Source organism: Mesocricetibacter intestinalis (assembly GCF_004363295.1).
Taxonomy (GTDB): domain Bacteria; phylum Pseudomonadota; class Gammaproteobacteria; order Enterobacterales; family Pasteurellaceae; genus Mesocricetibacter; species Mesocricetibacter intestinalis.
Map to the genome: position 1 here is coordinate 40,513 of NZ_SNYQ01000003.1, position 20,824 is coordinate 61,336.

A 20,824-nucleotide genomic window follows, 5' to 3' on the forward strand; every position below is an offset into this window, starting at 1 on the left:
TTATAAATATTCCTTGTGATGGCTAAAGTCTTTACGTAATCCGTGCCACATAGCACGCCAGGTAAATTTTAATTTCGCCAAATCAGGCTGTGTAAAAGAGAAGAACCAGGTCGTTTTCAGCCAGAAGGCTAAACTATAATGTATCCCATAATGCTCGCTAAACAGCGCTATGGAATTACGACAAAAACAATATAACTTTAAATTGGAATTTGCATTATTAAAGCGTAACTTATTAAAAAACATCGGGGTGGAAGACGAACTATCCGCCGGATGATAAAAAATGGCACTGACTACAGTCAATATATTCGCTTGATGTTTTTTGGCTCGAATTGTATATTCCCGTTCATCTCCCCAGATAAAATATTCTCTATGCGGCAATCCCATTTTCTGAACTAATTTTGATGATATCAATGTTCCGTTAAAAGGTAACACGATATCTTTAATGATATTTTCCTCCCTATAAGACTGAGGAATTTTAGAGTAAAAATCAATAACATCAATACTCGCGGGTAAACGTAAAGAGAAGCTTAATTTATTTTTTGTCTGAGAGTCCAGAACAATCGGCCCAATATAACAATCATCAGAGCAATAAGGAATAAGCTGAGCTAAACTATCATTTGAAGGATAGCCATCATCATCCATTAACCAAATATAATCAAATCCCCGTTGATAAGCAAACTCAATTCCCGCATAGAAACCGCCCGCCCCTCCTTGGTTATTCGCTAAACTTATAAGAGAAAATTTCTCACTAACACCGCTAACCCAGCCATGTTCAGATAAAAAATCAACAGTGCCATCCTGACTGGCATTATCGACAACAATAATATGCTCTAACGGATAACTTTGTGCTTTCAGTGCGTTAAGACAATTTAGCAATAAATTTTTACGATTATAAGTAACGACAACCGCACATACTGTTTTTTTACCCATAAGTTCTCTCAAAATATTGATATAATATCAACTATATAAAAAGTGCGGCGACTATTAAATTTCTCTAAAAATCTAATAAAATCCAACCGCACTTCTACCAGTTATTAACATGAAAATAAGCAATCTATTATCAAATAGAACTTATCTATATTTTATACATCCATATTTACATAAAAAGGTGCCAGAACTTGATTCGAAGCAAGAGCTTCTTTTATATGTTCAGCGGTTTCTAATGCCTCTTTGATCGTTACATCCATATCCAAATAACGATAGGTACCTAAACGGCCGACAAAGGTTACTTGCGTTTCCTTATTTGCTTTATCCACATATTGTTTCAATAAAGCTTTATCTTTAACTAAACGAATCGGATAATACGGAATATCTTTCTCTTCACATAAACGACTAAATTCCCGATAGCAAATAGTTTTTGCATGCTGTTCCCAAGGAGCAAAATGCTTATGCTCGGAAATACGGGTATATGGTACATTTTCATCGCCATAGTTAATAACCGCATTTCCCTGATAATCTCCTTCCGCACGGAACACCTCAAAATCTAATGTGCGGTACCCTAGACGACCTAATTCAAAATCAAAATAAGCATCAAGCGGTCCTGACCAGAAAATATGGTCAAATTTCGCCTTCATATCTTGTGAAAACGCAGTATTTAAGCGTACTTCTATATTAGGATGATTTAGGATATTTTTTACAATAGCCGTATAACCTTCTTTTGGCATTCCCTGGTATTTATGTGCAAAATAATTATCATCGTAATTAAAGCGAACCGGTAAGCGCTTTAAAATACTTGCAGGCAATTCTTTTGGTTCTACACCCCATTGTTTTTTAGTATAGCCATAGAAAAAAGCTTTATATAAATCTTTACCTACAAAACGCATTGCTTGTTCTTCAAAAGTCTGCGGATCGCTAATCGACATATCCGCTTGACTTTCGATTAACAATTTCGCTTCCGCTGGTGAACAGGTTTTACCAAAAAACTGATTAATTGTGTGTAAATTAATAGGTAGCGAATATACTGCTCCTTGGCTAATGGTTTTTACCCGATTAATAAAGGGCATCCACTCACCAAACCGATTAATATAATTCCATACCCGCTCATTATCCGTATGAAAAATATGCGGTCCGTAAATATGCACCATAACATCAGTTTCTGAATCGCGCTCAGAATGGCAGTTACCGGCAACATGATTACGCTGATCAATAACGGTTACCCGATGGCCTTGTTCAGCCAGTTCACGAGCAATAACAGCATTAGAGAAACCGGCGCCGACTAATAAAAAATTTTTCATTTTAGCCAATTGATATAAAGTCTTAATGCATTTGCTAGCATTGCTTCCTGACGTTTAGGCTTATCAAAATGCAAAGGAATCATAGATAAGAATAATAAAATTGTCGGGGCAATAATATCTTGATTTGTAACATTTGGTAGCAATTGTTTTGCCATAAACATTTGTTGAACATCTTTTAATCTGGAATCCAAATTAAAATGTAACTTAACTCCTAATTCTTCTGATTTTTCTAATGTAAATGAATCGGCGATAATAAAATCATAAAGACCAATAAATGAATGGCAAAGTTTTGCTAAGTCATAAGTTTGATTACCGTAAATCGTCAGTTCTTGCTTAATATTTAATCCTCTAGGATCTATAACCTTTATACTATTACTGCGAGAATCAAACATAATATTGCTAAAACATAAATCGCCATGGCTTATGGTTAAAACTTCCGGTAATTCAAGTGTTTTATCAATACAAATCTTCGCTATTTCACGTAAACTTGGTAACTGTTGGCCATCGTATCTAACAGGTCTATCCAAATCTATGCCTTGATGTTTGGCATAAGATTCCAAGCGAGCATAGGTTTTATCCGCATAAAGTGCGATTGAATCTTCATGAATTTTTTGTGCTAATTCAGTATTCTCGGCAGGAAAACATTTTCTTGACTCACTCATATAAAGGGCAATAAGATTCAAAATATTTTCCCAAAAACCCACGGAGTTTTTACCATGAACAAAGATCTCATTTAATGGAAGAAACGGTAAATATTCCGTTTCATAAAATGGATTGCCTTGTTCTGTTTTACCGGCTTGAATAAGTTGTGGGGTAAAACGTTTTAAAACGGCCGGTAAGTTCTCAAACCAATGAGCTTCAGCTTCAATTTTTCTTGAAGGGGTTCCCGATTTCCACACTACACCATTTTCAATTTTTAATGAATTAAAGGCTCGTTGTGTTGTAATAGCAGAACGAGAGCGAAAATAAGTATTGATATGGCCAAGATCATACCAGTTATCAACTTCTCTATATTGTAATGTTGCTTCTTCGCTAGCATAAAGCTGTACTGATTTAGAAAAATCACCTTGTGTTGTGGCTAAAGCCCGAATAAATCGTTGTGTAGATGTAAATGAAAAATAACCACACCAAACTAGTTTTTTATCTGTTTGGTGTTCAAATTCCCATCCATATTCATCTTCTGTTTTCGCTAATGCAATACAGTCTTTCTCCTGAGGAAAAGTATTAAGTAATGTGTCACCATGCAATAAACGTAACACTTCACCATCAAATCCAACGGTATTTAATACATACAAAACTGCCATCCCTAAAGAAATACCTTCAGGGACTAATACAAATTGAATATTTAAACGTTCAAGCAGGAATTTTTCATCAATACTTAATATATAGTCTTTCGGTAAAGATACAACAATACGTTGATTAGGACCAAAACTTTCACGTAACGCTGCCACTTGATAAGTTAATAGCTTTCTATTCCCAATAGGAAGAAAACAGGGAGGAATCGCCCCAAATTCATTACGAAATTCAATATTTACATAATCAGCAGAATTAATTAGAATCATATTCACCATCCATTTTTGTTAATTTACGAATTTCTTCATAGCTTAACTTCACAAACTCATCCGGACGTAATGCTCTATCATCCACATAGAAACCATCATGCCCACACCAGGGTTTCCCTACATAAATTTCATCATAAGGAACATTATGGCGGTCTAACCATTCTATAATAACTGGTAAAGTATGAATATTTATTTTACCTACATTACCTTTATAGGTTCTCATATTACGACTGGAACTAATTACAATTTCAAAACCTCTGGCTTTATATTCTCTTAATTTTTCTACTACAGCTTCAATTGGTTTTGCATTCTTATAATCACCGTTCTCTGTTAACGTAATCGTATTATCAAGATCCATAATTAATCGCATTATATTAATACTCCTTACTTATTTAATAAATCAAGATATTCATTAGGTGTACCACAGAACAAAATCTGCTCATTCTCAATTAAATCATAGAAAACAATTGCTCCCTGAGTAATAATCTCATTATATAGCGGAGCTATATAATATTCATTTTTTGCCGTATTGCCTTTCTCTTTTGCTGCAAGAAATAGTTTCTCAAATGTAGATTTTTTCTTAAAATAATATAAGCCATCACTACATAGATCAGAAATACGCTCTTTCTCCGTTGTTTGAATAACCCGTTTAGAATTTCCCGCTGGTTTTGCAAAAGACCAATGATCTCCTTTTCCTTTAAACACTTCTAAATAACCATCACAATCTTTTACCCATTCAGGTTTAGTAAAACGAATAATTCTAGAGTCAATATTGAAAATATAAATCTCTTCATCTTGGATTAAATGAGAAATACCTTGATAAACCGTATCCGCTTGTCCTAATGTTTCTGCCGGTAAACATACTAATTCATAATCTAAAATTCCAAGTTTTTTTATCTCCTGTTCTAAGAAGTTCTTTGTTTCATACACATCACGATAAATAAATATAAATTTATCCGTTTTAAAATAATTCTCGAAAGATTTCACAGACCAGGAGAAAACACTTTCACCATTTAAGTCTAGTTGATATTTTGGCTTTGAATATCCAGCTTTAAAGAATCGAGAACTCAATCCAGCCATTGGAATTATAAACATAGAAATCCTATTATTTTTTTAAAATGTTTAAGTTAGTTGCAAGCTGATAAGCCCACAAGCATGAGTGTTTTCCTATATAGTAAAAACTACGTAGCCAATAGAAAAATGGTTTAAATGGTCTAAATATATTCTTAAGATCACGATATATATATCTGGCAAAAGCACTATTAAATACTAATAAATTCCATATTTTAGTACGTAAATTATTATTAACCCCCCAAATGTGCCCTTGAGATGCAGCTAGGATAGATGGTTTCACTATATCTAAAAATTCTTTCTGATATTTATAATTTGATAAGTTAGTAAAATCACACCTTATAATTGAAAAATTATACTTTTTCAAACTCTCTGCTAATTCTCTTGTATTATTTTCTGTTAATAAACACATTACCATTTCGAGAATCCCAAATTCACCTTGCCATAATCGATAATATAATTCCTCATATTTGTCATATAATTTAGGATTATTACCAAAAGAAGAATTCAATATTTCTCCAGTTTTAAAAATAGAATAATTATACTTTTTATTGTTTTTATAAATATAAGTTTGATATAAACAAATTTCAAAACATCCTTGCTCTCTATTTTCACTAGGTGCATTTTGATATATATAATCTACGACTGATAATGGATCCCCTAAATCATTGAACATATCATTTAGAATATTTTTATCATAGAACCAAACGAAATTTTCCAATGGCCATATATTATCATACTTTTTAACCATTTCAGTTTTTTCTAGTTTATTATCAAAAGCCTCCTTGCTAAGAACCAAAGATATATTCTCCATTACTTTTTGCTTAAACCACCCTGTTTTTGGTAAATAATCAAGCTCACAAATAGTTATAAATGGATTATTGAAAAATAAGTCAAATAAATTACTTATTCGGACCTTCCTAATAAACATTGACTCGGAATCTAGCACTAGCATCTGATCATACTCAATGTAAAGCATAGTATAAAATTTCTTTAATGTTTGATACGAAAATTTTCCGTATTTAAATAATAGTTTTTTATCTGAATACTTCAAATTAAATCTTTCTAATAATCTTTCAAAAACAATAACTTCTATTTTTAATTTACTTTTGTATTGTTCTAGAATGACAGAAATTTTATCAAAATCAGATTCTGATACTGTGAAAAAAAATGTAACATTTTCAGGATCAACAAGGTATTCAATTGCGCTATCTAAAAATTTTTTTACAAATTTGAAATGTGGTTGAAATGTTGGGGTTATTATTGCTCTTCTCATAAATTATAGTACTCTTAAATATTTAATATTGTTAAGGAATCCTTAGACATCTTATAAAATTAAAAATCTAGTATAATTACACTCTCAGTCTTCTTATAAACTCCCTTATCAGGTTTGATAACTCTCGTTCTACTCTCTTTACACTAAATAAGCATCTAACTTCATAAATTTTCCAAGTCAGAGAATTACCATCATTCAAATAACAAGTATTAGATAACGCTGGTCTATCAAAAATAATATCATTAATAATATCTACACTTATCCTATAGTTTGAATATTTTTTTAAAAATTTCTCTAAGACTCTTTTGAAAAATTTAGTTATAATTAGATTCGAATTAAATAAAATCTTATACTTTTGTATATAGTAGAAAAATATTCGATCAAACTGATGAATTTCTGAATATACATAAGGAAATCCATCTGCTTTTATACCTTTTTTATAAGCAAAAGAAGAAAATATAACTTCTTCTTGAGGATAAAAAATTTCTGCACCTAAATTCAATCTTTGATAATCTATCTCATCAATAAGAGATTTTAATAACTCCATACTATACATGGAACCTTCTATTTGTGAAGCATATATACTTCCCTGAAAATACTTCCATATATTTTCATCTTTAACAGATCTTCTTGCCACCCACCATAATGAATCAGCAGTACATTTTCGCGTTTGAAAAAGATATTTTTTATCTTTAATATATTCAACAATACCTTTTTTTACAAACATATCATTTGATGAGTGAAAAATAATTTTTTCCGCATCTCCTAATGTAATTATATATCGAATATTTTCTAAGTGAGCTTGAATAATACTTCCCCACTTAGTTTGAAATTGAATAGGGTTAACCTTAGCATTATCTACCCCTTGTGAATTTAAATAAAACTCTAATTCCGATATTGAAAATTCAGCACATTTAGATAGATGTAAAATAACTCTAGCTTCAGGAAAATACTTTTTAAAGTTATGCATCTGGTCAGCAATAACTTCAGGCTTTTCATGAACAGGTATAGATATATAAATCATAAACAAATATTAATCATATAATGGAATTATATCTTCTGCCTTACCGCAAGCTCTGACATTTCCCTTATCAATCCAAACTATATTTTTACAAAGCTCTTTTACTTGCTCGATAGAGTGAGAAACAAATAGTAATGTAGTTCCCCCTTCTAGCATTTTTTCCATCCTTTTTTTACATTTTTCCTGAAATGCCGCATCGCCAACAGCAAGCACTTCATCAACAATTAAAATATCCGGTTTTACAATTGTTGCAATCGCAAATCCCAGACGTGCCGCCATGCCCGATGAGAAATTTTTTAATGGAACGTCAATAAACTCCTCTAATTCAGCAAATTCAATAATTTCATTAAAATGCTGCTGCATAAAAGCTTTTTTATGCCCTAATACAGCGCCATTGAGATAAATATTTTCTCTAGCGGTCAATTCCGGATCGAAGCCGGCCCCCAATTCAATTAAAGGAGCAATTGATCCTTTTACCTCTACTCTTCCTTTATAAGGCTTTAAAATACCGCAAATTAATTTAAGTAATGTGGATTTTCCGGAACCATTGGTTCCAATTAAACCCCAGGATTCGCCTTTACGAATTTCTAGATTTACGTCTTTTAATGCTAAAAATTCTTGGAACATTAATTCGCCTTTTAGCATTTTTATAACGTATTCTTTCAAACCGTTATAGCTTTCCGTCGCCTTGTTAAAACGTACGGTAGCGTCAGTTACTTTTATTACAATATTGCTATCCATCATATGTATAAAATAAATTCATCCTGTTTTTTATTAAAGTACCAAGCACCAAGGGCGAGAATAACTATAGCAAGTAGCGTTCCCATAAAAATTGAATTAATATCAGGAAATTTTGCATACTGAACCATATCTCTAAATTGTTCTATATACCAGTACATGGGATTGGCGCTTTTATAAAGTTGTTGATATTCTTCAGGAATAATAGAAACCGGATAAAATAATGGTGTTAAATACATCCACATGGAAACAAACACCCCCCACAGATATTGAATATCACGAAAGAAAACCGTAGCGGCGGCCAAGAATAATCCTATTCCCATACTGAAAATAAAAACCTGTAACAGCACAAAGGGAAAAAACAGTAAATTCCATGAAAACTCCGCACCAGTAAAAATCATTACCAATACCAAAGCGCCTAATGAGAATAATAAGTTAACTAAAGAACTTCCGACTTTAGATAAAGTAAAAATATATTTAGGAACATAGGTTTTTTTAAGTAATGCACTATTACCTATAATGGAACCTACAGACATATTGGTAGCTTCAACCATAAAGTTAAAGATAACCTGACCTGAAATTAGATAGAGGGGAAAATTCGGAATATCAAAGCGGAATAAATTAGAAAAGACAACGACTAATACAGCCATTAACATTAGAGGGTTCAGAATACTCCATAAATAACCTAGATAGCTACGTCGATATTTTAATTTAATATCACGAATAATTAATTGCTTAAGTAACTCATCAAAGGCTAAAAAACGTTTTAGTTTTCCTAACATTTTAAAATCTCTAAATTTTATTAAATTGGTTTAGTATTTTTCATTCCGTTCATCCTTGTCACATATTACTTAAAATTTCAATAAAATATTATCCGATAAATACTTTATTTCACTTATTGTTAAGATACCAGCTAACCGTGGCAAGTATGCCGGACTCAAAAGTTATTTCGGGCATCCACCCGAGCTCATGGCATATTTTACTCGCATCTATAGCATAGCGTCTATCGTGTCCCGGTCGATCTGTTATAAAAGTAATCAAATCCGTATATTTATCTATTCCCCTGGGCTTATTTGGCAATAGTACTTCCATAACACGGCAAATTTCTTTTACTACATCAAGATTGTTTTTTTCATTATGGGCGCCGATATTATAGCTTTCACCAATTCTTCCTTCAATAAGCACTTTATATAAGGCTTTCGCATGATCTTCAACATAAAGCCAATCTCGGCATTGCATTCCATCCCCATAAACCGGAATTTTTTTTCCGATTGCCGCATTTAAAATAATCACCGGAATAAATTTTTCTGAATGCTGAAAGGGGCCGTAAGTATTAGTACTATTCGTTATTATAATAGGCAACCCATAAGTCCTATGCCAAGCGCGCACGAGATGATCGGAAGAAGCTTTAGAAGCTGAATACGGGCTACTTGGCATATATGGTGTTTTTTCACAGCAAAGTTCTTTACCCTCTCCAAAATCACCATATACTTCATCGGTCGAAACGTGATGGAAACGGAATCTTTCTTTCTTTTTTCCACCGAGCCCGTTCCAGTATTTACGCACAACCTCAAGTAAATTGTAAGTGCCGACAATATTGGTATAAATAAACTCCGCCGCATTATCTATCGACCGATCCACATGACTTTCTGCCGCCAAATGCATCACTGCATCGGGACAATATTGTGCAAATACCCTATTGAGTGCCTGTTGATCACAAATATCAATCTGTTCAAATTTATAACGCGGATGCTGTGAAACCGATTGCAATGCATCTAAATTTCCGGCATAGGTTAATTTGTCAATATTAATGACCTGAGCCTGAGTATGATTGATTATATAGCGAATGACGGCAGAACCGATAAAACCCGCACCACCGGTAATTAACACCTTCATTTTCTAATAAGCACCGTAACGTTTTAATACCACATTCACCGTCTTACATAGAATCACGATATCTGTCCAGAGCGACCAGTTTTTAACATACCAGGCATCAAAATATACCCTGCTTTCATAATCTACATTATTACGTCCGCTCACTTGCCATAATCCTGTCATTCCCGGCCGCGTCATCAAATAATATTCTACATCACCACAATAACGTTCTAATTCCTCTTCAACGATAGGCCTCGGTCCGACTAAACTCATATCTCCCTTAATTACGTTAAATAATTGCGGAAGCTCATCTAGACTGGTTTTACGTAACAAATGCCCCAATCGGGTGATTCTGGGATCTTGCTTTAATTTAAAATCTTTTTCCCATTCTTCTTTAGCCTTAGGATCAGCCTCCAGCAATCTATGTAAAACCTCTTCCGCATTGAGTACCATTGAACGGAATTTGAAACACTTAAAAGGTTTTCCGTTTTTTCCAATTCTCTTATGTCCATAAATAGCATGACCGCCATCTCTGCCAATCAATACATATAAGGTAAGCAATAAAGGAGAAAGCAATACTATAAGGCATATAGCGCCGCTAATATCAAAAATTCGTTTTACCGCCCGGGAAGTACGTTTAGCAAGATTATTCTTTACCCTGAGTAAAATCAAATCATGGCTGAATAGAAAGGACATATCCGTCCCGTATAAGGGCAAGCCGCGTAAGCTGGGGATAATAGATACGAAGCGATAATTTCTTTTAGAAAAAAATCTTAACCACTTATCCCGTTCTTCTATTTCATCTTCTTCTAAGGCAATAATAAATTGAATATTACGCTTAGAAAGCAAATCTAACGCATATTTTCTATTTGAATTTAATATGGGAATATGCAAGCAAGAAACTTCAGAATGCTTTTCTGAAGTGATAAAAAAACGGATATCCAAGCCCAAATAACGCTCTTCCGTAAGTGCCCGGTAAGCATCTAAAGCGTTTGGCCCGCCGCCGATAATTATTGTGCTGCGCGAATATACTTTAATTTTCAGCAAAAACCACTTCAACAAAAAGCGCCCGCAGGGTACCAATATTAGTGCAATACTCCAAGCAGAAATCCATAAATAGCGGGAAAAATACAATTTTGCAAAAGCAATTATTGACAGTTCAACAATAGCGAGAATAGCCAGAGTACGGATGATTTCCTTCAATTCAAACCAGAAGGGTTTACGATAAGTGTAATGCCGCAGCCTCACCCAGAACCATAAGACGCCGACAAAAGCGATAAACGCATGAATAAAAAAACGTTGATCCAACTGGGTATAAGGCAAATATAATTCGAGGATGCTCTCTTCAGAACCCAATAACCACAGAGCGATGATAAAAGAAAAAAATATCCAAAATAAGTCATTAAACGCCAGTAAGGGTTTATAGGATAGATGTCTTATTATGCTGTTTTTTCTTATCATCATAATATAAATGCTTATTTCACGTTCTCAGTGCAAATTATCCACAAAAGGCGTATAAAAACAAAGCGAGCCTGAGAACCGACATCACTCGCTTAAAACTATCGGTCATTCTAATCAGAACCGACGCTAAATACAATTATATTTATCTCATCCCAAAAACAACAAATATAAATAATAACTATTATCAAAATAATTCAAACATAATCAAATCACAAAAAACATACTTTATTATTAATAAGTTAGCATTTTCACGCCGCTAATATTAAAAATATAACGCTAATCAAAATTAGAAAAATAATATATTTTTTATCAAAAAATTTTTAAACGCCTTATCTAGACTAGCGCCGAAGAAGAAAACGAGGGCATACTCCAAAATTATCCCCGCAAGAATACAGCCATCCGCCTCATATAAAGCGATAAAATAATAAGCCTGAATTGTAGATTCAGGCTTATTATTTTTATACATAGAATTCGCGGTATTAGTCTATACCCAACAAATACCCACGCAATAGGCTAAAATCATTTTCCATAACCTCGGATAATAACGGTCGACGGGCATGCTCGGCCAATGCTTGCGGTAGCGGTAATTCAATATTCAGAATTCCTTCCACGCTTTCTTTAAATTTGGCCGGATGGGCGGTACATAGGAATAAACCGGTTTCCCCCGCTTGCAGATCCTGTTTCAACACCCGGTATGCCACGGCACCATGGGGTTCGCAGAGATAACCGAGTGCATACATAGAACGTAACGTTTGTTCCGTTTGTTCATCGCTAACAGCTGCGGAATGTAAATCGCTCAGAGGCCAGCGGTTACGTTTAAACAATTCTTCCACACGCGGCCAGTTATTCGGCCGACTGACATCCATAGCATTAGACAATGTAGCTACCGTTGCCTGCGGCGACCATTCTCCGCCGTTTAAATAGCGCGGTACCGTATCATTGGCATTCGTCGCTGCAATAAAGCGTTTTATCGGTAAACCTAAAGATTTAGCGATTAGGCCGGCGGTCAGATTGCCGAAGTTCCCACTCGGTACGGATACCACTAAATTTTCACGTTCGGTCTTTTCCAATTGTGCCGCAGCTTCAAAATAATAACAAACCTGTGCCAGCAAGCGGCTGATATTGATAGAATTTGCAGAATTCAACCCTATGCTACGGCGTAATTCCTCATCATCAAAGGCTTGTTTAACCAAAGCCTGACAGGCATCGAAGTCCCCTTTGATCGCAAGGGTGCGAATATTTCCACCAAGGGTACAAAACAGTTTTTCCTGCAACGGGCTAATTTTACCCTGAGGATATAAAATCACTACATCAATATTTTCCAAGCCATAGAAAGCATGAGCCACCGCTGCGCCGGTATCGCCGGAGGTTGCAGTCAAAATCGTAATTTTACCCTTACCGCGCACCGCTGCTAAAGCCTGTGCCATAAAGCGACCGCCAAAATCTTTAAATGCCAGAGTCGGGCCGTGGAACAGCTCCAGCGCATAAATCCCCGCTTCCGCTTTTACCACCGGAGCAGGAAAGCTGAAAGCTTTTTCTACCATTGTATTTAGTGTTTCCGCAGGAATCTCCGTACCTATTAGCGCCCCCAGAATTTTCTGACTGCGTTCAACTAAGGGTAATGCCAGTAAATGTTCAATCTCCGCAGCGGAAAACTGCGGTATATTTTGCGGGAAGAATAATCCTTGGTCCTTACCCAGCCCCTGCCGTACCGCCTGGGCAAAATTTACTTGTTCTTCCGGGTGTTTGATGTTGTATAAATTCATTCTGTATCCTGTTATGTCAAAAAATTAGCCTAATTCCCGCGCTCCCTGATTATCCACTTTACAGATATGCACGAAACCTTCATTGTTCTGTAAATAATGGTTTTCCAGATAAGTACTTAACTTAGTCGCGGTAATTAAATCCGGTGCGATGGAGAACATGGTCGGACCGGAGCCGGAAATACCGCTTGCCAGTGCGCCGAGATCACGCACCGCCTGTTTAACTTCGGCGAAATTCGGCAGCAGAGCTTCTCGATAAGGCTCCGCCACCACATCTTTCATCATATAAGCCGCCAATGCTTCCTGTGCGGTATGGCAAGCATGGACAAAACTGCCCAGATGACGTCCCTGCGCAATAACATCCTGCCGAGTATAGGTTTTAGGCAGAATTGCTCGAGCTTCAGCAGTAGATACTTCTATTCCCGGATAAGCCAACACCCAATACCAATTATCAAAAAACGGTAAACGCTGGCTGATATTGCCCAGAGATTGCACCATCAACTGTACGCCGCCCAAATAGCAGGGAGCCACGTTATCATAATGAATGGAACCGGAAATTCGTCCTTCCAGCTCGCCCATCATTTCCAGTAGCTCCATTTTGGAAAAGGGTTCCTGATGAAAAGTATTCAGTGCCGTTAATGCGGCAACAATGGAGCAGGCGCTGGAACCTAATCCGGAACCGATCGGCATATTTTTCTCCAAGGTCAGACGCAGCCCTTTCACTTTCACACCACGCAGTTTCAAGCGTTCGCTGAATAATACATAAGCCTGATAAACAATATTTTTTTGCGGTTCTTTCGGTAATTTACGTACAAAATAACCGGCGCTTTCCAACTCAAAGCCGCTGTTAATCGCTTCAATCTGAACCACATCGCCCAGTAATGAACCGTCAATGGGGGAAACTGCCGCCCCCAAAGTATCAAAGCCTACACTGATATTGGCGCTAGAGGCCGGTGCATATATTCTTAACATGGCTGATCCCATTAATTTTCCAGAGTACGTAAAATATCCGCAAAAATACCTGCCGCCGTAACCGCATTACCGGCGCCGTAGCCACGTAGCAGTAACGGAATCGGCTGATAATAACGGGTATAAAATGCCAGCGCGTTTTCCCCGTTTTTCACCTTATACAGCGGATCATCTTCATCTACTTCAACGATGGATACCTTACATTTACCTTCTTCTATTTGCCCTACATAGCGTAAAACCTTACCCTGAGATTTAGCTTTCTCAATACGCAAACGGAAAGCTTCGTCCAAGGACGGTAGCAGCGTCATAAATTCCGCAATACTTTTACCCTCGGCAAAACCCGCAGGCAATACACTTTCCACCTCAACCTCTTCCAGCTCAAGCGATAAACCGGTTTCACGCGCCAAAATCAATAATTTGCGGGCAACATCCTGGCCGGATAAATCTTCGCGCGGATCCGGTTCGGTAAACCCTTTTTCACGCGCCAGCGCAGTGGCTTCCGAAATAGAAAACCCTTCTTCCAGTTTGCCGAAAATAAAGGATAGCGAACCGGACAGAATCCCGGAAAAACGTAACACATCATCGCCGGCGGCAAGTAAATTTTGTAAATTTTCAATAACCGGCAAACCGGCGCCTACATTCGTATCATACAAAAACTTACGCTGGTTTTTCAGTGCATTCTCACGCAGTTCGTTATAATACTGCATTTCGCGCGTATTGGCCTTCTTATTCGGGGTTACCACATGGAATCCTTCGTTCAGCGCACGAGCATATAAACCGGAAACGCTCTCCGCCGAAGTACAGTCTACAAATACCGGATTTACCACATGATGCAGCTTAATAAAGGAAAGCAATACATCAAAATCGGAAGGCTGAGTGGCATTTTCCAAATCCTCCTTCCAGTTTTCCAGCTCCAAACCGTTTTCATTCAATAACATCTTATTTGAATTTGCCAAGGCGCAAACTCGTATTTCAATATCTTTTTTCGCCAGATAATTTTTCTGATGCTTAATCTGCTCGATTAATTCTGCGCCGACGCCGCCGACCCCCACCAAAAACATATCTACGACTTTCTTATTATTGAATAAACGCTGATGGGTCGCTCTAACCGCTTCAATCGCTTTATTCTGCGCCACTACGGCAGAAATGGAACGTTCGGACGAGCCCTGAGCAATAGCCACAATGCTGATATTTGCCTGTGCCAAGGCCGAGAAGAAACGCGCAGCAATACCCTTCGCCTGTCGCATTCCGTCTCCGACCACGGAAATAATGGAAAGATCGGCGATAACCTCGATCGGCTCCAACAATTCCTCCGCCAGTTCTTTAGCAAACTCGCTTTCCAGTGCTTTTCTGGCCTTATCCGCCAACTTGGTCGGCACACAAAAACTAATACTGTATTCGGAAGAAGACTGTGTAATTAAAATGACCGATACGCCGGCATTCGACATGGTAGAAAACACCCTTGCCGCCATACCTACCATACCCTGCATACCCGGCCCGGACACATTAAACATACAAACATTATCCAGATTGGTGATCCCTTTCACCTCTAATTCGCCTTCCTGTACCTGACCGTCAATCACAGAACCGGGGGCGGCCGGGTTCGCCGTGTTTTTGATCAAGCAGGGAATACCGGGCTGAACCAAAGGGCCGATAGTACGAGGATGAATTACTTTGGCACCGAAATAAGACAACTCCATGGCTTCGCGATAAGACAGACTAGGCAACAGACGGGCATCTGCCACTAAACGAGGATCACAGGTAAATACGCCGTCCACATCGGTCCAGATTTCACAGACGCTGGCATTTAAACAGGCCGCCAAACAGGCCGCCGAATAATCCGAGCCGTTACGTCCCAACAGCACCAGTTCCCCCTGTTCGTTACCAGCGGTAAAACCTGCCATCAACACAATATTCTCCCGCGGAATACTCAGTGCGGAGATGCGTTCGCTTGATTTAGCAATATCCACGGATGATTCCAGATAGCTGCCGCGCGCCAGCAGCATTTCAACCGGATTAATTAAGCTCACCTCGTAACCGCATGCTTCAAACCAAGCTTTCATCATCGCAATGGATAGTTTCTCCCCGCGGCAATCAATGCTGGCTTTTACTCGGTCTTCCAGTTTTCCCTGGGCGCGAATATCCGCCAACAAACCGGCAATCTGGTTAAATTCGGCATCAATTAAGGCCTTTGTACCTGCCAAATCAAATTTAGCGTTTTTAGCATGTAATCCGTTAATGATATTGTAAAAAATCTCAAGGGCTTCGCTGAAGTGGGAATCGGTATTTTGATTTAAGCAGGCTTTTTCGGAAAGGGCGACAAGGTGATTGGTTATTTTGGCCGGGGCGGATAATACCCCAGCGGACTGTTCCAGCCGATGAGATTGCTCTATCAGACCTGCCGCTTGCAGAAAGCGTTCGGGATTGGCTAAAGAAGTGCCGCCAAATTTAAGTACTCGCATATTGTTCTCCGATTTATTGTATTATGTTGTGAATAGTAAAAATTCGATAAAAAAACCCGCATTCGGATAAATGCGGGTTTTATTACGTTTATTTATGCTGCACTAACCCGCCCCATTAATCATCATCGTAATGGTCATCATAATAGCGGTGGTAATAATAGTGCTGCTTTGCATAATTTTTTCAGTTTTAAAAACGAATGTGTAACAAATACCGAAAATTTCAAAAGTTGTCAAACGGAAAATAAAAAAATAAAACAAAAAAGCAAAGTTTTTATAAAATAATCATTGATTGATGTAAAATAGCGCCATTGATTTAATCAGCCCCCAAAGAAAACAAAAGAAAAAAATGTCAGTTGCAGAAAATCTTAACCGTATAAACCTATTAATCGAAGAAAACTGTCGCCTGGCCGACAGAGAAAAAAGTGCGGTCAAATTACTGGCGGTTTCCAAAACCAAGCCCATAGAAGCGATTCTGGCCGCCTATCAGCAAGGGCAAACCGCCTTCGGCGAAAATTACGTACAAGAAGGGGTAGAAAAAATTCTTGCGCTACAACAGCTGGGAATCCGCCCCCAATGGCATTTTATCGGGCCGCTGCAATCCAATAAAACCCGGGCGGTCGCCGAGCATTTCGACTGGATGCAAACCCTGGATCGGGTAAAAATTGCCTCCCGTCTAAACGAACAACGCCCGCCTCATAAAGCGCCGCTAAATGTTCTGATCCAGATTAATATCAGCGATGAATCCTCAAAGTCGGGAATTCCGCCGAGCCAAATGCTTAGCTTGGCGCAACATATAGTTACAATGCCGAATCTCTGTTTACGCGGTTTAATGGCAATACCCGCCGCAACTCGGGATCAGCATATGCAAATCGCCGCATTTGATGCTATGGCGAAATTATTCCAGCGCCTGCAACAGGCTTATCCGACACAAAATATCGATACGCTTTCCATGGGTATGAGCGACGATATGGCGACCGCCATCCGCTGCGGTTCAACCATGGTTCGAATCGGTAGCGCTATTTTTGGCCAGCGAAGCTAAGCCGAGTGCGGTAAAAATCACGCAATAGTCTAACAAAATTGATCTGGGTTAAAAAAATGTTTTTCCGCTGATTTTTTTTGATTATTTTTCTTGCCCCTAAAGTAACTTCAGGTTTTATCATGCCGATATCTTTTCATCTGATGTAAGGAAATCCCATGTTCAATAAAAAAACTTGCCTGATTTTAACCGCTCTTTTCAGCTTTTCCGCCCATGCTCATAATGTCTGGGTAGAACCGGTAGCAGGTGAAAATCAACATTATGTGGTTAAATTCGGTCATACCGAAACGGAAACCTATGCAGCGAGCAAACTGAAATCCGTGCAGTTGATCAGCCATAAAGGCGAAAACACGGCAGCCAACTACAATTTTAAAAACGGAGAGGCTTATTTCAATGCGAATAATAATTCGCTGGTATTGATTGAATTCGACAACGGCGTCTGGTCTAAATTGCCGAGCGGTAAATACGTAGAAAAAACCAAAGCGCAAGAACCCACCGCGCTAGAAAGCACCAACCCGGTAAAAATGGGAAAAGCCATTTTAAAATGGGACGAGCAGGCCTTTAAAACTCAGGGTACGGCCTTCGAATTGATTCCTCAATCTCAGCCGCAGGTCGGCAAACCATTATCCATTCTGGTTTTGCAAAACGGCAAACCGGTTCAGGGAATTAAAGTGGGACTGGGTGAAGATCAAGCCTTTAATCTAAGTGATGAAAAAGGCATTGCCGAATTTACTCCGACCCAAGGTGCGAATAAAGTCTGGGCCGAATTCAAGCAAAAAGTCAGCAACAATCCGGATTACGACGTCCGCAGCATCGAATATTTACTGAGCTTTGAGCTGAACTAATGAAAAAAAGTCTTTTTTTAACCGCACTTTGCTTATTCAGTCAGGGCGTCGCAGCTCACAGTCTGTATTTATTCGCCCAATACGACGGACGGCAAATCAGCGGAAAATCCTATTATTCCGATATGACACCGGCGCGGGAAACCTATATCGAAGCCTATCGCCGCGGCGAAAAAGAGCCTGCGGTATTCGGAAAAACCGATGAAAAAGGCGAATTTCGCCTACCGGTTCAGGGTGATGCCGTATTTGAAGTGGTTATCGAAGGAGCCGAGGGCCATCGCGCCACCACCGTTGCCGAGAAAATCGAAGCGGCGGACAGCAACCGCGGCAATGAATTGCTGTTACTGCGGGAAGATATTAATCATCTGAAAGATAAAATTTACCTGCGCGATATTCTGGGCGGTATCGGCTATATCGTCGGTATTGCCGGGTTACTTTTCGGCTTAAAGGCCGGACGGAAAAAACAGGAAAAATCATAATATGCATTTATCCGAAGGCGTATTGCACAGCCAGACATTAATTATCGGTGCCGTTACGGCGATAATCGGGCTTAGCATCGGTCTGCGTAAAACCGAATATGCACGCCTGCCCTTAACCGCACTATTTGCCGCCGCCTTTTTCGTTGCCGGTACCATTCATATTCCGGTAGGCATCGGCAGCGTACATCTGATTTTAAACGGTATGGCCGGCTTATTTCTCGGTTGGTCCGTCTTTCCGGCCTTTCTGATCGCTTTATTGCTGCAGGTGTTATTTTTCTCCTTCGGGGGATTTGCCGTACTCGGAGTTAATCTATGCATTATGGCGCTACCGGCGGTACTGGTCCATTATTTATTAGGTCGAGCTTTGCACGGAGGGAATGCCAAGGCAAAACTGGCGCTAATCGGTGCTTTGGCCGGAATTATCGGGGTCGGAGGCGCGGCCTTACTGGCTTCGGCGCTACTCGCTTTCGACGGTGGCAAGGATTACTATGATTTAATCTTTTTGTTGCTGATTTCCCATTTACCGGTATTTATTGTAGATGCACTGATCAGCAGCGCGGTAATAGTTACCTTGGCAAAAATGTACCCGCATATTTTGTTACGCCCGCAACCGGAAACCTCTGTATGAATCGCTTATGGCAACCCCACCTGCGTCTGATCTACGCCTTTACCTTCGGTCTGCTAATCAGTGCGCTCCAACATAGCGGCCTGTTAGCGGGACTTAACCTGTTTTTCCTCCTGTTACTGGGGCTGATTCTCCAGCGTCGCGGCAAAAATCGGGCCGATTATTTTCGGCGCTGGCTGTCCCTAAACAGTTTCAGCCTATTGATCTGGCTGACCCTAAGCTGGAAAATCGGTCCGCAGGGCATAACCATCAACGAACCCGGTATGCAAACCGCGCTTCTGATTTGTCTGCGCATGAATCTGATTTTATTCAGCGTATGGCTATTTCTGCTGGATATTAACGATACGCTGTTGGTACAAGCTATTGCCCGTTTACCGCTGCCGCATAAACTGATTCGCTTGTTTATTCTAACCGTCCGCTATATTGCCCTACTTGGCGATACCAATCGCAAAATACTAACCGCCATGCGCGCACGGGGGTACCGACCGGGTTTTAACCGACATACATTCCGTATCAGTGCGCAGAGAGTGGCCCTGTTGCTGATTCATGCTTTTATTCGCATCGAAAAAAGCGAAATGGCATTAAAGGCGCGAGCTTTTCGTTTCGAGTCGGAACATAAGGTAGCTGCTGCACCCCTGCGCAAATATTTTGAAGTGCTGACCGCCGTTTTACTGATTATCTGGATTGGCTATCAATGAATATATTAAAGGTTAAGGAACTCAGCATCGCCCTCAACGGACGACCAATTATTGAGAATCTGAGCTTTCGCTTGGAATCCGACCAACGCCTGTTTTTACAGGGCGAAATCGGCTGCGGAAAATCTACTTTGCTGCATTGCTTACTCGGATTCGTCCCTTTTCAGCACGGAGAAATTCTATTATTCGGTACGCCTTGCAAAAGTGAAGTGGATTTCAGCCCTTTTCGCGGCAAAATCGGCCTCTGCTTTCAGAACCCTGAAGATCAACTGTTCGGCCCGACAGTATTGGACGATGTCGCTTTTGGTCCCCTCAATCTGGGATTAAGCCAAACAGAGGCCTATGCCGCCGCGCTAAAAGCAGTGGAAGCTCTGGATATCGCGCATTTAAAAAACCGCCCGGTAAATCTGCTGTCGGGCGGCGAAAAAAACTTTACTGCGCTGGCCGGCGTACTGGCCATGAACCCCTCCGCACTTTTTCTGGACGAACCCACAAACGGGCTGGACAGTAAAAATATCGAAAAAATGACCGCTCTTTTAATCGAGCTCCATTTACCTATGCTAATCGCCTCTCATGATCAGCTATTTACTGCACGCATGGCGCATCAAATCCTATCCTTAGAAAAGCACCGCTAATCCCTCGATAATAGTCTGCCGCCAACAGCAGACATAAAAAAATCCACTGCCGACAGTGGATTTTTGTTTCTCGGTAATAG

Annotated in this window: 20 protein-coding genes and 1 other annotated feature; of the genes, 6 read left to right on the forward strand and 14 right to left on the reverse strand. The window is 39.1% G+C overall.

The annotated features are described in order from the left end of the window. The 14 genes from EDC45_RS04740 to thrA all read right to left on the reverse strand — a co-directional run bounded on the left by EDC45_RS04740 (position 1) and on the right by thrA (position 16,432). A complete protein-coding gene (locus tag EDC45_RS04740; protein ID WP_133544002.1) occupies positions 1 to 930 on the reverse strand; it encodes a glycosyltransferase in 930 nt (309 codons plus the stop codon). Positions 931 to 1,082: 152 nt separating this feature from the next. Then, positions 1,083 to 2,234: a UDP-galactopyranose mutase gene (glf, locus tag EDC45_RS04745; protein WP_133544498.1), complete on the reverse strand. Its 1,152-nt coding sequence runs from the start codon at positions 2,232 to 2,234 to the stop codon at positions 1,083 to 1,085. Then, entirely contained in the window at positions 2,231 to 3,796 is a 1,566-nt protein-coding gene (locus EDC45_RS04750; RefSeq protein WP_133544004.1) for a protein kinase family protein, read from the reverse strand. The genes glf and EDC45_RS04750 overlap by 4 nt, the downstream gene beginning before the upstream one ends. Beyond that, a complete protein-coding gene (locus EDC45_RS04755; protein WP_424960661.1) occupies positions 3,783 to 4,166 on the reverse strand; it encodes an HAD-IIIC family phosphatase in 384 nt (127 codons plus the stop codon). Before EDC45_RS04755 ends, EDC45_RS04750 begins: the two co-directional genes overlap by 14 nt. Before the next feature lie 14 nt (positions 4,167 to 4,180). Continuing rightward, positions 4,181 to 4,891 (reverse strand): glycosyltransferase family 2 protein, encoded by a 711-nt coding sequence (locus EDC45_RS04760; RefSeq protein WP_133544007.1) that lies wholly within the window; start codon positions 4,889 to 4,891, stop codon positions 4,181 to 4,183. Positions 4,892 to 4,901: 10 nt separating this feature from the next. Then, positions 4,902 to 6,143 (reverse strand): hypothetical protein, encoded by a 1,242-nt coding sequence (locus tag EDC45_RS04765; RefSeq protein ID WP_133544009.1) that lies wholly within the window; start codon positions 6,141 to 6,143, stop codon positions 4,902 to 4,904. Between the two features lie 76 nt (positions 6,144 to 6,219). Continuing rightward, complete coding sequence (locus EDC45_RS04770; protein ID WP_166635109.1) at positions 6,220 to 7,167, reverse strand: hypothetical protein; 948 nt, start codon at positions 7,165 to 7,167, stop codon at positions 6,220 to 6,222. 9 nt (positions 7,168 to 7,176) lie between these two features. Next, positions 7,177 to 7,905, reverse strand: coding sequence for an ABC transporter ATP-binding protein (locus EDC45_RS04775; RefSeq protein ID WP_133544500.1), 729 nt, complete (start codon positions 7,903 to 7,905; stop codon positions 7,177 to 7,179). After that, entirely contained in the window at positions 7,905 to 8,684 is a 780-nt protein-coding gene (locus EDC45_RS04780) for an ABC transporter permease (RefSeq protein WP_133544013.1), read from the reverse strand. The genes EDC45_RS04775 and EDC45_RS04780 overlap by 1 nt, the downstream gene beginning before the upstream one ends. Positions 8,685 to 8,793: 109 nt before the next feature. Next, positions 8,794 to 9,798 (reverse strand): dTDP-glucose 4,6-dehydratase, encoded by a 1,005-nt coding sequence (gene rfbB / locus EDC45_RS04785; protein WP_133544015.1) that lies wholly within the window; start codon positions 9,796 to 9,798, stop codon positions 8,794 to 8,796. 3 nt (positions 9,799 to 9,801) lie between these two features. Next, positions 9,802 to 11,241, reverse strand: coding sequence for an undecaprenyl-phosphate galactose phosphotransferase WbaP (gene wbaP, locus EDC45_RS04790; protein WP_243728767.1), 1,440 nt, complete (start codon positions 11,239 to 11,241; stop codon positions 9,802 to 9,804). 476 nt (positions 11,242 to 11,717) lie between these two features. Further along, positions 11,718 to 13,004, reverse strand: coding sequence for a threonine synthase (gene thrC, locus EDC45_RS04795; protein ID WP_133544017.1), 1,287 nt, complete (start codon positions 13,002 to 13,004; stop codon positions 11,718 to 11,720). 24 nt (positions 13,005 to 13,028) lie between these two features. After that, complete coding sequence (gene thrB / locus EDC45_RS04800) at positions 13,029 to 13,973, reverse strand: homoserine kinase (protein ID WP_133544019.1); 945 nt, start codon at positions 13,971 to 13,973, stop codon at positions 13,029 to 13,031. An 11-nt stretch (positions 13,974 to 13,984) separates the two neighbouring features. Further along, positions 13,985 to 16,432, reverse strand: coding sequence for a bifunctional aspartate kinase/homoserine dehydrogenase I (gene thrA, locus EDC45_RS04805; RefSeq protein ID WP_133544021.1), 2,448 nt, complete (start codon positions 16,430 to 16,432; stop codon positions 13,985 to 13,987). A 45-nt stretch (positions 16,433 to 16,477) separates the two neighbouring features. Next, positions 16,478 to 16,596, reverse strand: a sequence feature (Thr leader region). A gap of 182 nt (positions 16,597 to 16,778) precedes the next feature. On the opposite strand from thrA, the gene EDC45_RS04810 reads away from it, so the two are divergent. The 6 genes from EDC45_RS04810 to EDC45_RS04835 all read left to right on the forward strand — a co-directional run bounded on the left by EDC45_RS04810 (position 16,779) and on the right by EDC45_RS04835 (position 20,744). Then, positions 16,779 to 17,471, forward strand: a complete 693-nt coding sequence (locus tag EDC45_RS04810) for a YggS family pyridoxal phosphate-dependent enzyme (protein ID WP_133544023.1) — start codon at positions 16,779 to 16,781, stop codon at positions 17,469 to 17,471. 155 nt (positions 17,472 to 17,626) lie between these two features. Next, positions 17,627 to 18,313: a DUF4198 domain-containing protein gene (locus EDC45_RS04815; protein ID WP_133544025.1), complete on the forward strand. Its 687-nt coding sequence runs from the start codon at positions 17,627 to 17,629 to the stop codon at positions 18,311 to 18,313. Beyond that, positions 18,313 to 18,789, forward strand: coding sequence for a carboxypeptidase regulatory-like domain-containing protein (locus EDC45_RS04820; RefSeq protein WP_133544027.1), 477 nt, complete (start codon positions 18,313 to 18,315; stop codon positions 18,787 to 18,789). The genes EDC45_RS04815 and EDC45_RS04820 overlap by 1 nt, the downstream gene beginning before the upstream one ends. 1 nt (position 18,790) lies before the next feature. Continuing rightward, complete coding sequence (gene cbiM, locus EDC45_RS04825) at positions 18,791 to 19,417, forward strand: cobalt transporter CbiM (protein ID WP_133544029.1); 627 nt, start codon at positions 18,791 to 18,793, stop codon at positions 19,415 to 19,417. Then, a complete protein-coding gene (locus EDC45_RS04830; protein ID WP_133544031.1) occupies positions 19,414 to 20,112 on the forward strand; it encodes an energy-coupling factor transporter transmembrane component T family protein in 699 nt (232 codons plus the stop codon). Before cbiM ends, EDC45_RS04830 begins: the two co-directional genes overlap by 4 nt. Further along, the gene (locus tag EDC45_RS04835; protein ID WP_133544033.1) at positions 20,109 to 20,744 is read left to right on the forward strand and encodes an energy-coupling factor ABC transporter ATP-binding protein; all 636 of its coding nucleotides are present in this window, start codon (positions 20,109 to 20,111) and stop codon (positions 20,742 to 20,744) included. Before EDC45_RS04830 ends, EDC45_RS04835 begins: the two co-directional genes overlap by 4 nt. Positions 20,745 to 20,824 lie beyond the last annotated feature (80 nt).